The sequence below is a fragment of the Frigoribacterium sp. AC512 genome (assembly GCF_979258295.1).
Genome location: NZ_OZ409850.1, coordinates 2,490,746 through 2,503,679 on the forward strand (window position 1 = coordinate 2,490,746; position 12,934 = coordinate 2,503,679).

The window sequence follows — 12,934 nt, forward strand, 5'->3', positions numbered from 1 at the left end:
TGCGGCTAGGGACGGCGAAGCAGCGCGCCCGGCGCACGCACCGTCGCGGCCGCGACCCGCATCGCGTCCGTGAGCGCCGCCTCCCAGTCGACGCTGCCCGGGTCCGTCGACCGCGCCAGCGACGACGCCACCACGGAGGCGAAGGTCGCGTCGCCCGCGCCCATCGTGTCGACGACGTCGCCGTCCAGCGACGCGATGCCCTGCCGCAGCGGCGTGTGCCCGGCGCGCGTGAGGCTCGCCCCGTCGGAGCCGCGGGTCGCGAGCACTGCCCCGGCGCCCGATGCGAGCAGCGCCTCCTGCCACTCGTCGAGCGTGCCGCCGGCGACCAGCGCCGCGTCGTCCTCGCCGATCTTGACCAGCAAGGAGGCGGCGGCGGCGCGGGCGAAGCCGGTCGCGAAGGCCTCGGGGTCGCGCAGGAACCCGGGGCGCGGGTTCGGGTCGACGACGAGCCGCGGCGGCTCCGCACCCACGGCGTCGAGCAGTCGCTCGGTCAGGCGGGCGTCGTCGAAGGGGTACGAGCTGACTGCGACGAGCGGCGCGGCCGCGATCGCGGCGAGCTGGGCCTCGCCGAAGTCGAGGGCCCGGGCGACGGCCGCGTCGCTGAAGGCGTAGGTCGGCTCGCCGTCGACGCGCTCGCTCACCGCGCGGCCGGTTCCGAGCGGGTTGGTCGTGGCGACGAGCTCGACGCCGTGCTCGGCCAGGTACGAGCGGATCGACGCCCCGTCGGCGTCGTCGCCGACCGAGGCGAGCAGCGTGGTGGCGACGCCGAGCCGGGCGAGCCCGACGGCGACGTTGAGGCCGGCGCCGCCGACGTGGTCGTCCGATCCGGAGGGGGTGCGCAGCTCGTCGATGAGGGCGTCGCCGATGACGACGACGCGGCGTGCAGACTGGTCCATGTCGACACCCTACGGGCGGCTCGGGCGGGCACGGGCCGTCGCCGCACCGGCCGGGCGCGCGTCGTCGCCGCACCGGCCTCCCGTCGTGCCGGCCCCCGCCCCTCGCTCACCCGGGCCGGGCGCCGCACTACGCTGGCGCGGTGACTGACTACGCTCTGGCCGTCGACGTCGGCGGCACCAAGGTCGAGGCCGCGCTCGTCGCGGCCGACGGCGTCCTCTCCCCCGGCAGCCGCGACCGCCGTCCGACCGGCCACGACTCGACGAGCGACCAGCTGGCCGACGCCGTCCGCGACGTCGTCCGCCACGCCCTCGCGGCGCTCGGCGACGACGACGTCCTCGTCGGTGCCGGCATCGGCAGCGCGGGCCCGGTCGACCTCGTCGAGGGCACCGTCTCGCCGATCAACCTGCCGGCCTGGCGCGGCTTCCCGCTGCGCACGCTCGTCCTCGAGCTGCTGGCGGAGGCGAGCGAGAGCCTCGGCACCGAGACCCGCGCCGACGCAGACACCGCCGACCTGCCCGTGACCCTGCGTCTCGACGGCGTGAGCCTCGCCCTCGCCGAGCACTGGGTCGGCGCCACCCAGGGCGTCGACAACGCCGTCGCGATCACCGTCTCGACGGGCGTCGGGGGCGGCCTGATCGTGAACGGCCGCCTCCTCTCCGGAGGCACCGGCAACGCCGGCCACATCGGGCAGATCCAGATCGCCGACCGCCCCGCGGGCGAGAGCGCCTGGGCGGCCACCCTCGAGGTCATCGCCTCCGGCCCGAACGTCGTGCGCTGGGCGCAGCAGCAGGGCTGGCAGGGCGAGCGCGGCGAAGACCTGGCAGCCGGCTACGTCGCCGGCGACGAGATCGCCGTCGCAGCCGTGCGCCGCTCGGCCAACGCCGTCGGGGAGGCCATCTCGTCCGTGACGACCCTGCTCGACCTCGACGTCGCCGCGATCGGCGGGGGCTTCTCGCGCGTGAGCGACGACTACCTCGACCTCGTCAGGGCCACCGTCGAGGAGGCGCCCGTCAACGGCTACGCCCGTCGCGTCCGCGTCGTCCGCTCCGGTCTCAGCGACGAGAGCCCCCTCGTCGGGGCCGCCGCCCTCGTCTGGCAGGCCGACCTGCTCGGCTGAGCCCGCGCCTCCTGCAAGTCCGTCCGGGAGTCGGCGGGTCGCCGTCGCCCGCGGCGGGCCGGCGCCGCCCACGGCGGGTCGCCGTCGCCCGCGGCGGGCCGCCGCCGCCCACGGCGGGTCGCCGTCGCCCGCGGCGGGCCGGCGCCCGCCCGCCGCCTGGGGCACGGACCCGCCGCATCACACAGGAACCCGCCGCACCCCACGGCGCCCCCTCGTCGCCGCGCTGAGAACGGTTCCCGTCAGGAGCCGGTGTCGGCGGCCGTGCATAGGCTGGAGGCATCCCCACGACGACGTCGGGATCCCGCGCGCCCGCACCCGGGTGCGCACGACCCGCCACCACACGGAGGTATCTCCATGCCCACCACCGTCCCCGTCATCCAGACCCCCTCGGCCGGCGCGCCCTTCGAGCGCTCGACCATCCAGCTGCGCGACGTCGGCCCGAACGACGTCCAGATCGACATCGCCTTCGCCGGCGTCTGCCACAGCGACATCCACCAGGCCCGCGAAGAGTGGGGCAAGGCCATCTTCCCGATGGTCCCCGGCCACGAGATCGCCGGCGTCGTCACCCAGGTCGGCTCCGACGTGTCGAAGCACGAGGTCGGCGACCGCGTCGGCATCGGCTGCTTCGTCGACAGCTGCCGCGAGTGCGAGAACTGCCTCGCGGGCGAGCAGCAGTTCTGCGTCAAGGGCAACGTGCCCACCTACAACGGCCGCCAGTACTCGGGCGAAGAGACCTACGGCGGCTACGCCAAGCAGATCGTCGCCGACGAGAACTACGTGCTGTCGATCCCCGAGGGCATCGCGCTCGACGAGGCCGCGCCGCTGCTCTGCGCCGGCATCACGACCTACTCGCCCCTGAAGCACTGGGGTGCCGGCCCCGGCAAGAAGGTCGCCGTCGTCGGCATGGGCGGACTCGGCCACATGGCCGTGAAGATCGCGCACGCCATGGGCGCCGAGGTCACCGTCATCAGCCAGACGCTCTCCAAGCAGGAGGACGGCCTGAAGCTCGGTGCCGACCACTACTACGCGTCGAGCGACCCGGCCACGTTCAAGGAGCTTCGCAGCTCGTTCGACCTGATCATCAACACGATCTCGGCCGACATGGACATCGACGCCTACGCCCGCACCCTCCGTCTCAACGGCACGATGGTGTTCGTCGGACTGCCCGAGAACCCGCAGTCGTTCGGGGCCGGCTCGCTCATCGGCGGTCGCCGCAGCCTCGCCGGCTCGAACATCGGCGGCATCCCCGAGACGCAGGAGATGCTCGACTTCTGCGCCGAGCACCACATCGGCGCCGAGATCGAGACGATCAGCGCCGACGACATCGACGACGCCTACGAGCGCGTCGTCGGCAGCAAGGTCCGCTACCGCTTCGTGATCGACACAGCCACGATCTAGCGCCTGCACGACGAAGGCCCCCTCCCGCACCGGGAGGGGGCCTTCGTCGTCGCCTGCAGCGACCCCGGGCACGCGGACGGGCGAGTTCGTCGCATGCGGGCGGCCACGACCGCCCGTCTCGGACGAACTCGCCCGTAGAGCAGCCCCGAGGAGGCGCGGGTCGCCTACCGCGGGTCGGCGGGCGTGTTGAAGCGGTGCAGCCAGCCGGCGAACTCGGCGAGCTCGTCGTCGGTCCAGCCCTCGACGTGGCTGCGGAACACGGCGCGGTTCTCGTGCCGCACCTCCAGCATCCGCGCCTCGGCCCGGTCGGTGCTGCCGAGCGTCATCACGCGGCCGTCGGCGGCGTCGGGGACGACGTCGACGAACCCTGCCTCGCGCAGCAGCGCGACCTGGCGGCTGACGGCGCTCTTGTCGAGGGCCATCGCCTTGACGATGTCGCCGGCGGTGCAGGGCTGGTGCTTCATCACGTAGCGGAGCACGTAGAACGCGGTGGGCGGCACGTCCGGGTCGAACCGAGAGGCCGCCGCGGCGATGGTGCGCTTGGCCTCGACCATCATCGAGCCGATCTCGTCGACGACGCTCGCCATGAGGCCCTCACGGCCGTCGTCGTCCGGGCTGGCCAGCCGCGGTGCGTCCAGTCCGCCGCTCGGGCCGGCCTGGGCAGCCGGAGCGGGCGGCGCAGCCGGGGCAGCAGATGCGGCTGGGGCAGCCGGAGCGGGCGGAGCAGCGGGCGAGCCCGCCGGCGCTCGCGGCCCGACCGGGCGCGGTGAGTCGAGCACCGCGCCCGCGGGCGTGCCGTCATCGGTCGGCTGCGACATCTTTCTCCTCGACCAGGGACGAGAACACCGGGCTCTCGGCCAGTTCGTCGTCCGACACGGGGTGGCCTGCCACCTCGGCGGCACCGGTGGCGATGATCGTGTCGATGGTACCGGTGCCCGTCGTGGCGTGGGAGTGGTGGCGTCGCCCGGCCGCGGTCGCTGCAGCAGGCGTGTCCGCCTTCGTGTCCGCCGGGTCGACCACGGGCTCGTCGTCGCCCTGGTCGACAGGCGACGTGGGGGCAGGCGTCGAGGCGCCGTCGGTCGTGGTGGCGGGCGCACTCGACACGGACGGGGCGAGCCCTGCCGTGGCCGCGACGCCCTTCTCGACCGCCGAGGCGTCGTCAGGCGCGGCAGCAGCCGCACCGGCGCCAGCAGCACCAGCACCCGATCCGTCACCCGACGCGGCAGCCCGCTGGATGCCCGTCTTCGTCCCGAGCTCGACGTTCGGCAGCAGGCAGACGAACACGATGGTGATGACCGCGAGCGGTGCCGCGATGAGGAACACGTCGGCGACGCCCTGGCCGTAGGCCGACTCGATGATGGTCCGGATCGGGCCGGGAACGGTGCTGAGGTCGGGGATGCTCGTCGAGCCGCCGCTGCCGAGGGCGCTGGGGTCGACGCCCGCGTCGGTGAGGCCGTCCGTGATGTAGCCGGAGACCTTGGTGCCGAGCACGGCCCCCATCACCGAGACGCCGATGGTGCCGCCGAGGCTGCGGAAGAACGCGACGCTCGAGGAGGCGGCGCCCACGACGCTGACGTCGACCGAGTTCTGCACGACGAGCACGAGGTTCTGCATCACCATGCCGATGCCGAGGCCCATCATCGCCATGAAGACGGAGACGATCGCGAAGTTCGTGTCGTACTCGATGGTCGACATGAGGAACAGGCCGGCCGCCAGCAGGATCGAGCCGACGATCATGTAGGGCTTCCACTTGCCGTACTTCGAGATGAGCGCACCGGCGACCATCGACGAGATGAGCAGGCCGAGCACCATCGGCAGGGTCAGGATGCCCGCCATGGTGGGCGACTGGCCGCGGGCCAGCTGCATGTACTGGCCGAGGAACACGCTGGTGCCGAACATCGCGACGCCCACGCTGAGCGAGGCGACGACCGCGAAGGTGAAGGTGCGGTTCTTGAAGAGCGTCAGGGGGATGATCGGCTCCTTCGAGCGGAACTCCACGACGACGGCCAGCGCGAGCAGCACGGCCGCGCCGACGCCCATCAGCCAGCTGGTGGTCGAGGCCCACTCGAACTGCTTGCCGCCGAGCGACACCCAGACGAGCAGCAGCGAGACGCCGCCGGCGATCAGGCCGGCGCCCCAGTAGTCGACGACGACGGCCTTCTTGGGCTTCGGGGGCAGGTGCAGGGTGCGCTGGATGACGATGAGCGCGGCGACGCCGACGGGCACGCCGACGAAGAAGTTCCAGCGCCAGCCGATCGAGTCGGTCAGGACGCCGCCGAGCAGCGGGCCGCCGATGGTGCCGACGCTCATCACGGCGCCGAGGTAGCCCATATACCGGCCGCGCTCACGCGGGCTGATGATGTCGCTCATGACGACCTGCACCAGGGCCGTGAGGCCGCCGGCGCCGAGGCCCTGGAACACGCGGAACGTGATCAGCGTCGCGGTGTTCTGCGAGAAGCCGGCCGCGACGGAGGCGAGCACGAAGAGCACGAGCGCCACCTGCAGCAGCACCTTGCGGTTCGTGAGGTCGGAGAACTTGCCCCACAGCGGCGTGCTCACGGTGGTCGCGAGCAGCGTCGCCGTGATGACCCAGGTGTACGAGGTCTGGCTGCCGTTCAGGTCGCTGACGATGCGCGGCAGCGAGGTCGACACGACGGTCGACGAGAGGATCGCCACGAGCATGCCCATCAGCAGGCCCGACAGGGCCGTCAGGACTTCGCGGTGGCTCATGCCGGGCGCTTCGCCCGGCTCGTGCGGCACTGTGGGCGTCGTGCCCGCGCCCGCGGCGGCGGTGGTGGTGGTCTGCGACAAGGTCGGCTCCGTGGTGACTCTGAGATGGGGGCCCGGACGTCGTCGGCCAGGTAGTTGTAGAACCACAACCATACGCCTCAGTTGACGATCCGCAACCATTTCCGTGCAGATCACGCACTTTTCTTTCCGAGCGGCCACATGAAGGAGGCGCGGTGCCCGACGAACGGACACCGCGCCTCCTGCGCTCATCAGCGGTGGGCTAGCGGACCTCTTCGGGCCGCTTCTGCCGGAACATCTCGGCCGGCTGGTCCGGGCCCTTCCAGACGCCGACGATGCCCCAGGCGACGGCCGTCAGCGGCACGGCGATCACGGCGCCGACGATGCCGCCGAGCACGGTGCCCGCGGTCAGCGCGACGAGGATGACGAGGCCGTGCAGGCGCAGCGTGTGGCCCATCAGCACGGGCTGCAGCAGGTTGCCCTCGAGCTGGTTGACGAGCACCACGACGGCGATGACCCAGATGGCGTCGATCGGCCCGTTGGCGACGAGGGCCACGAGCGCGGCGAGGATGCCGGCCGCGGTCGCGCCGACGAGCGGGATGAACGCGGTGAGGAACACGACGACGGCGAGCGGCAGCGCGAGGGGCACGCCGATGATCCAGAGGCCGACACCGATCCCGATCGCGTCGACGGCAGCGACGGTGGCCGTGCCGCGCACGTAGCCGCCGAGCGTCTGCACGGTCTTGTCGCCGATGCGGCGGGCACGGGCGTACTGCTGGCCGCGGAACGGGCGGAGCATGAACTCCCAGATGGCCGGCCCGTCCTTCAGGAAGAAGAACAGCACCACGATCATCAGCACGAGGCCCGTGGCGAAGCTGCCCACCGCGCTCGCGCCGGCGAGAGCGCCCGAGCCGAAGGAGGCGCTCGTCAGGAAGTCGACGACCGTGTCGCGGACGTTCTCGACCTGCTCGTCGGTGATCGAGAACGGCAGCGTCGTGATGAAGTCCTGCAGCTGACCGATGCCCTTCTGCGCGGACGAGACGAGCGACGAGGCCTGGTTCTCGACGGCCCAGACGACGAGCCAGCCGACGAGTCCGAGCACGCCGAGGATGCCGACGAGGGCGATCAACGTGGCGAGCAGCGAGGGCACGCGGTGGTGCCGCAGCCACGACACCACCGGGTGCATGGCCGACGCGAAGATGAGGGCGAGCAGCACCGGGATGGTGACGAGGCTCAGGGTCCTGAACGAGTAGATGAGGCCGGCGGCGACCACCACGACGACGATGATCTGGATCGAGCGCGTGGCGAGGCGGCCGAACGGGTCGCCCCACTGGTTCGCCTGGGTGGCGACGGCCTCGGCGGCGTCGGCCGTCGCGTCGCTCGCGCGGCTGCGGAAGAGGGCCACGTGGTGTCCTGTTCGTCTCGGGGGCCGATCGGGGCGGCACGGATCGCCGGACCGGTCGGCCGACAGGACCCATCGAACCGCGTCAGCGTGCCCGAGGGCCGGATCTCGCCCGGCGTGCCCCGGCCGACCCGCCGCCCGTCAGCCCCGCGCGCAGCGAGAACGGGTCGCGGCGCCACCAGCGGACGAACGGGATCCCGTCCCGCCCGTGCACCGCGAACGACCGGACGGCACGCGTGCTGCGGAGCCACTGCCGGCCGCCGCGCGCGAAGGGGCGGGCCGAGATCGCCGCGACGACGTCGCGGCGCCACACGATGCGCCCCGGCTGCCCGAGCACGAGGTCGCCCAGGTGCACCGCGAGGTCCATGTCGTCGTGCAGCCCGGCGTCGCGCCGGTGCACCTCGTCCCGCACCGCCACCCAGGCCGAGCGCCGCATCATCATCGTCGAGCCGAAGAGGGGCCAGTGCGCGAGGCCGGCCCCGACGAGGACGTGGTACGCCCCGACGTAGCCGATCGAGAGGATCCGCTGCAGGCCCACGGGGGCGTCGTAGAAGCGGGCTCCGGTGCTCACCGCGACGGCCTCGGGTCGCTCGTCGAAGGTGCGCGACAGCTCGGCGACCCAGGTGCGCGGCAGCACGCTGTCGGCGTCGCAGCGCCCGACGAGGTCGCCCAGCGCACCGTCGTAGCCGGTCGAGGCCGCGGCGGCGATGCCGACGACGGGCTGGTGCAGCACGCGGGCGCCCGCGGCCAGCGCGACGGCGACGCTGTCGTCCGAGCTGCCGTTGTCGACGACGACGACCTCGTCGGGCAGCACGGTCTGGCGTGCCAGCGACCGCAGGCAGACCTCGAGGTGACGCGCGTCGTCACGGACCGGGATCACGACGGAGACACGCACGCCCCCATCCTGCCCGCCTACCCTGGGCGCCATGAGCACCTCCGTCGTCGTCGTGTCCGACACCCACGTCCCGCAGAAGGCGAAGGCCGTGCCCGTGGCCGTGTGGAGCGCGGTCGAGAGGGCCGACGTCGTCGTCCACGCGGGCGACTGGACCGGCGTGCCGCTGCTCGACGAGCTCGAGGCCAGGGCGCGCCTCCTCGTGGCCGTCTGGGGCAACAACGACGGCGACGACCTGCGCGCCCGCCTGCCCGAGGTGGCCCGCACGACGATCGACGGCGTCCGCCTCGCCGTCGTCCACGAGACGGGACAGAAGGAGGGGCGCGAGACCCGGATGGACCGCGCCTTCCCCGAGACCGACCTGCTCCTCTTCGGCCACAGCCACATCCCGTGGGACACGACCACCCCGGCCGGCCTGCGGCTGCTGAACCCCGGCTCGCCGACCGACCGTCGGCGCCAGCCGCGGGCCACCTACCTGACGCTCGTGCTCGACGCCGGCGCGGTGCGGGACGTCGCGCTGCACGAGCTGCCGCTGCGCACCGACGCGCTCGACGGGGTGCTGCCGCACCCCCGCATGACGACCTAGCCGGCGGGTGTCTCGGCCGGCGCCACCTCGGCGGGTGCCTCGGTCGGCGCGGGCGTGGGCGTCGCGGTCGCGGCGTCCGCGTAGCTGTTGCCGGCGGCGGTCACGACGAAGTTGCGGAACTCCTCGTTCGTGAACGGCTGGCTGAACTCGTACTGCTGGCCGTTGACGAGCACGGTAGGGGTGCCGCGGAACGACTGGACGTTGCTGTTGGGCAGCGGGCCGTCGAGCGCGCGCTCGGTGGCGGCGCCCACCCACGACGCGAACTCCTGGTCGTCGATGCACTGCGTGATCTGCGACGCCGACGTGACCCCGTCGACGCCGGTCGCGATCTCGGCGAGGCGGGCGTCGTCGAGACCGCGCGTGCCTTCTTCGGGCTGGTTCTCGAACATGGCGGTGTTGAAGTCGAAGAACGAGTTCGGCGAGTAGTTCGCGACGCACGCCGCCGCGTTGGCGGCTCGGTTCGAGTACTTCGTGCCGAGCGAGCTGTTCGTGAGGATCGCCACCGGGTGATACTCGACCGTGGCCGCGCCCGACGAGACGAGGCCGGCGATGTACTCGTTGTTCGCCTCCTCGAAGCCGCCGCAGATCGGGCACAGGTAGTCGAGGTAGATGACGATGTCGACGGTGTCGGACGACGCGGTCGTCTCGGTCGCCGTGGGCTCGTCGTCGGCGCCGAGGGCCGGGGTCGTCTCGGCCACGAAGTCCTGGCCGATGCGGATGCCGTCGCTGGCCATGTTGGCGGGGCCGGGGCCAGCGGGACGGATGCTGTTGGTGATCACGACGACGACGGCCACGACGATGGCGAGCACCACGACGACGAGGCCGCCCTGCAGCAGCCAGCGGCTCGTCTTCTGGCGGCGCTTCTGCTTCTTGCGGGCGAGCTGGGCGCGCTCGCGGGCGGCTGCGCGGCGCTGGTTCTTGGTCGCGTTCTTGCTCAGCGGCTCGGAGCCTGAGGGGCCGGTGTCAGTCATGGAACGGTTCTCCGATGCGCGACGAGGTCGCGGTCGCGTCGTAGGGGGCTGAACGGGCCCGGGGAGGTGGAGGGCCCGGTCGATGGTACGAGCGCGGACTGGGAAAAGTCCAAACAACCCGTGGCCGGATCGTGACTCCGTGGCCCCCGGAGAGGTGGGGATGAGTCACCTCCTGTGGCATGCTGGGGGGAGTGGTCACCGCTGACCCAGGGTGATCACCAATCCGTTCACGAAGGATCGTCCGGCACGTACCTGCCGGTGAAGGAGAAATGAATCATGGCGTCCGTGACGTTCAGCAAGGCAACCCGTCTCTACCCCGGCTCGACCCGTCCCGCGGTCGACGCGATCGACCTCGAGGTCGCCGACGGCGAGTTCCTCGTCCTCGTGGGCCCCTCGGGCTGCGGCAAGTCCACCACCCTGCGCATGCTCGCCGGCCTCGAAGAGGTCAACAGCGGCGACATCTTCATCGGCGACCGCAACGTCACCGACGTGCCCCCGAAGGACAGGGACATCGCCATGGTGTTCCAGAACTACGCGCTGTACCCGCACATGACCGTCGCCGAGAACATGGGCTTCGCGCTCAAGATCGCCGGCGTCGGCAAGGAGGAGCGCGCCACCCGCGTCCTCGAGGCGGCCAAGCTGCTCGACCTCGAGCCCTACCTCTCGCGCAAGCCCAAGGCCCTCTCCGGTGGTCAGCGTCAGCGCGTCGCCATGGGCCGCGCCATCGTGCGCCAGCCGCAGGTGTTCCTCATGGACGAGCCGCTGTCGAACCTCGACGCCAAGCTGCGCGTGCAGACCCGCACCCAGATCGCCTCGCTCCAGCGTCGTCTCGGCGTCACCACGGTCTACGTCACGCACGACCAGACCGAGGCCCTGACCATGGGCGACCGCATCGCGGTCCTCAAGGACGGCGTCCTCCAGCAGGTCGGCACCCCCCGCGACCTGTACGAGAAGCCGCAGAACGTCTTCGTCGCCGGCTTCATCGGCTCCCCCGCGATGAACCTGCTGCCCGCCGACGTCGTCGCCGGCGGCATCCAGTTCGGCACCGCGGTCACCGCCGTCGACCGCGACACCGTCGGCCAGGCCAACGGCACGAGCGTCACCATCGGCGTCCGCCCCGAGGACGTCGTCGTCAACACCGCCGGCGAGGGCCTCGCGGTCACCGTCGACGTCGTCGAAGAACTGGGTGCAGACGGCTACCTCTACGGCCACACCGAGGTGAGCGGCCAGCGCGTCGACATCGTCGTGCGCGTCGACGGTCGCAACCACCCCAAGCTGGGCGAGACCATCCACATCACGCCCCAGGCGCACCACGTGCACGTCTTCGACACCGAGTCCGGCGAGCGCCTCGGCGACAAGGCCGTCGTCAGCGCCTAGCGACACCCTGATCGGCCCGTCGAGACCGTCCGGAGCAGCGCTCCGCACGCCTCGGCGGGCCGTTCGGCTGTCCGCGGCCGCCGGTCCTGCGTGACTCGGCCCGCACCTCCTGCGACACTGGCCCCACCCGTGCGTCCGGCTCCCGACCTGCCGCCGGTTCCCCTCGCCCGCACTCCCCCGGTCCCGCCACCCCCCTGAAAGCGACCATGAGCGACTCCCTCAACATCACGTCCGCCACGGCCGACCCTGCCCTCCTCGACCTGCCCTGGGCGCTGCCCCTCGACGAGTGGCCCGACGACGCGATCGCGACCCTGCCGAAGGGCATCTCGCGGCACCTCGTCCGCTTCGCGCACCTCAGCGGCTACGTCATCGCGATCAAGGAGACCTCGGGCGAGATGGCCCGCGGCGAGTACGAGATGCTCCGCACCCTGCAGCGGATGGACATCCCCTGCGTCGACCCGCTCGCCGTCATCACGAACCGGCACGACGTCGACGGCAGCCTGCTGAACCCCGTGCTCGTGACCCGGCACCTCAAGTTCTCGCTGCCCTACCGGGCGCTCTACTCGCAGACGCTGCGGCCCGAGACGGCGACGCGCCTCGTCGACGCGCTCGCCCTGCTGCTCGTGCGCCTGCACGTGATCGGCTTCTACTGGGGCGACGTGTCGCTCTCGAACACGCTCTTCCGTCGCGACGCCGGGGCCTTCGCGGCGTACCTCGTCGACGCCGAGACCGGCAAGCTCTACCCGGGCGGCCTGTCGAACGGACAGCGCGAGAACGACCTCGAGGTCGCCCGCGTCAACATCGCCGGCGAGCTGCTCGACCTCGAGGCCGGCGGCCGCCTCGACGACAACCTCGACGCCGTCGACGTGAGCAACGGCATCGTCGCCAAGTACCGCAGCCTGTGGACGGAGCTCACCGGCAGCGAGACCTTCGACAGCTCGGAGCGCTGGCGCATCAACGACCGCGTCGAGCGGCTCAACGACCTCGGCTTCGACATCGAGGAACTGGCGATCAAGACCACCGAGGGCGGCACGCAGGTGCGCATCCAGCCCAAGGTCGTCGACGCCGGGCACCACTCGCGGCGCCTGCTGCGCCTCACGGGACTCGACGTCGAGGAGAACCAGGCTCGCCGCCTGCTGAACGACCTCGACGCCTACCGCCTGCGCACCGGCCAGATCGACGCCGACGAGGAGATGGTGGCCCACGAGTGGGCCGCCCGCGTCTTCGAGCCCGTCGTGCGGTCGATCCCGCGCGAGATGCGCGGCCGGCTCGAGCCCGCCGAGGTGTTCCACCAGCTGCTGGAGCACCGCTGGTACCAGTCGCAGCAGGAGGGCCGCGACGTGCCGATCGCCGAGGCGCTGACCTCGTACATCAACGACGTGCTGCGCCACCGCCGCGACGAGCGGACCGTCATCGCCCCCGCCACCGAGTCGATCCGGCTGCCCGACGCCGACCTCGACGGGGACGACGACGAGGCCGAGGACGACGAGCTCGAGGACTGGCGCGCGAAGGTCTGACGAGGCCGGCCGCACAGCCGGGCACCCCG

General features: G+C 72.2%; 11 protein-coding genes. 5 read left to right on the forward strand and 6 right to left on the reverse strand.

Annotation, left to right across the window (positions count from 1 at the left end):
- Nucleotides 1–5: 5 nt before the first annotated feature.
- The gene (locus ACZZ97_RS11445) at nucleotides 6–896 is read right to left on the reverse strand and encodes a carbohydrate kinase family protein (protein ID WP_463473240.1); all 891 of its coding nucleotides are present in this window, start codon (nucleotides 894–896) and stop codon (nucleotides 6–8) included.
- 140 nt (nucleotides 897–1,036) lie between these two features.
- Between ACZZ97_RS11445 and ACZZ97_RS11450 the strand changes: the two genes are divergently transcribed.
- Nucleotides 1,037–2,014, forward strand: coding sequence for an ROK family protein (locus ACZZ97_RS11450; protein ID WP_463473241.1), 978 nt, complete (start codon nucleotides 1,037–1,039; stop codon nucleotides 2,012–2,014).
- A gap of 354 nt (nucleotides 2,015–2,368) precedes the next feature.
- Nucleotides 2,369–3,412, forward strand: a complete 1,044-nt coding sequence (locus ACZZ97_RS11455; RefSeq protein WP_314103030.1) for an NAD(P)-dependent alcohol dehydrogenase — start codon at nucleotides 2,369–2,371, stop codon at nucleotides 3,410–3,412.
- A gap of 164 nt (nucleotides 3,413–3,576) precedes the next feature.
- Here ACZZ97_RS11455 and ACZZ97_RS11460 read toward each other — a convergent pair whose 3' ends face one another.
- From ACZZ97_RS11460 to ACZZ97_RS11475, 4 genes are all read right to left on the reverse strand, one after another.
- On the reverse strand, nucleotides 3,577–4,230 hold the full coding sequence (locus ACZZ97_RS11460; protein WP_463473242.1) for a MarR family winged helix-turn-helix transcriptional regulator: 654 nt from the start codon (nucleotides 4,228–4,230) through the stop codon (nucleotides 3,577–3,579).
- A complete protein-coding gene (locus ACZZ97_RS11465; protein WP_463473801.1) occupies nucleotides 4,211–6,142 on the reverse strand; it encodes an MDR family MFS transporter in 1,932 nt (643 codons plus the stop codon). The genes ACZZ97_RS11460 and ACZZ97_RS11465 overlap by 20 nt, the downstream gene beginning before the upstream one ends.
- A gap of 280 nt (nucleotides 6,143–6,422) precedes the next feature.
- Nucleotides 6,423–7,565, reverse strand: a complete 1,143-nt coding sequence (locus ACZZ97_RS11470; protein WP_463473243.1) for an AI-2E family transporter — start codon at nucleotides 7,563–7,565, stop codon at nucleotides 6,423–6,425.
- A gap of 82 nt (nucleotides 7,566–7,647) precedes the next feature.
- Entirely contained in the window at nucleotides 7,648–8,457 is an 810-nt protein-coding gene (locus ACZZ97_RS11475) for a glycosyltransferase family A protein (protein WP_463473244.1), read from the reverse strand.
- Nucleotides 8,458–8,488: 31 nt separating this feature from the next.
- Here ACZZ97_RS11475 and ACZZ97_RS11480 point away from each other — a divergent pair, with 31 nt between their 5' ends.
- Entirely contained in the window at nucleotides 8,489–9,040 is a 552-nt protein-coding gene (locus ACZZ97_RS11480) for a metallophosphoesterase family protein (protein WP_463473245.1), read from the forward strand.
- Here ACZZ97_RS11480 and ACZZ97_RS11485 read toward each other — a convergent pair.
- On the reverse strand, nucleotides 9,037–10,011 hold the full coding sequence (locus tag ACZZ97_RS11485; RefSeq protein WP_463473246.1) for a DsbA family protein: 975 nt from the start codon (nucleotides 10,009–10,011) through the stop codon (nucleotides 9,037–9,039). The two genes, ACZZ97_RS11480 and ACZZ97_RS11485, sit on opposite strands and share 4 nt — an antisense overlap.
- 276 nt (nucleotides 10,012–10,287) lie before the next feature.
- Between ACZZ97_RS11485 and ACZZ97_RS11490 the strand changes: the two genes are divergently transcribed.
- Both ACZZ97_RS11490 and ACZZ97_RS11495 read left to right on the forward strand, forming a co-directional pair.
- Entirely contained in the window at nucleotides 10,288–11,388 is a 1,101-nt protein-coding gene (locus tag ACZZ97_RS11490; RefSeq protein WP_123547868.1) for an ABC transporter ATP-binding protein, read from the forward strand.
- Nucleotides 11,389–11,594: 206 nt separating this feature from the next.
- On the forward strand, nucleotides 11,595–12,905 hold the full coding sequence (locus ACZZ97_RS11495; RefSeq protein WP_146903294.1) for a DUF4032 domain-containing protein: 1,311 nt from the start codon (nucleotides 11,595–11,597) through the stop codon (nucleotides 12,903–12,905).
- Nucleotides 12,906–12,934: the final 29 nt, after the last annotated feature.

Bases quoted from the DNA above. Each gene is read 5' to 3' on its own strand.
- ACZZ97_RS11495 (WP_146903294.1), top strand. From the start codon at position 11,595: ATGAGCGACTCCCTCAACATCACGTCCGCCACGGCCGACCCTGCCCTC.
- ACZZ97_RS11460 (WP_463473242.1), bottom strand. From the start codon at position 4,230: ATGTCGCAGCCGACCGATGACGGCACGCCCGCGGGCGCGGTGCTCGAC.
- ACZZ97_RS11445 (WP_463473240.1), bottom strand. From the start codon at position 896: ATGGACCAGTCTGCACGCCGCGTCGTCGTCATCGGCGACGCCCTCATC.
- ACZZ97_RS11455 (WP_314103030.1), top strand. From the start codon at position 2,369: ATGCCCACCACCGTCCCCGTCATCCAGACCCCCTCGGCCGGCGCGCCC.
- ACZZ97_RS11465 (WP_463473801.1), bottom strand. From the start codon at position 6,142: ATGAGCCACCGCGAAGTCCTGACGGCCCTGTCGGGCCTGCTGATGGGC.
- ACZZ97_RS11480 (WP_463473245.1), top strand. From the start codon at position 8,489: ATGAGCACCTCCGTCGTCGTCGTGTCCGACACCCACGTCCCGCAGAAG.
- ACZZ97_RS11490 (WP_123547868.1), top strand. From the start codon at position 10,288: ATGGCGTCCGTGACGTTCAGCAAGGCAACCCGTCTCTACCCCGGCTCG.
- ACZZ97_RS11485 (WP_463473246.1), bottom strand. From the start codon at position 10,011: ATGACTGACACCGGCCCCTCAGGCTCCGAGCCGCTGAGCAAGAACGCG.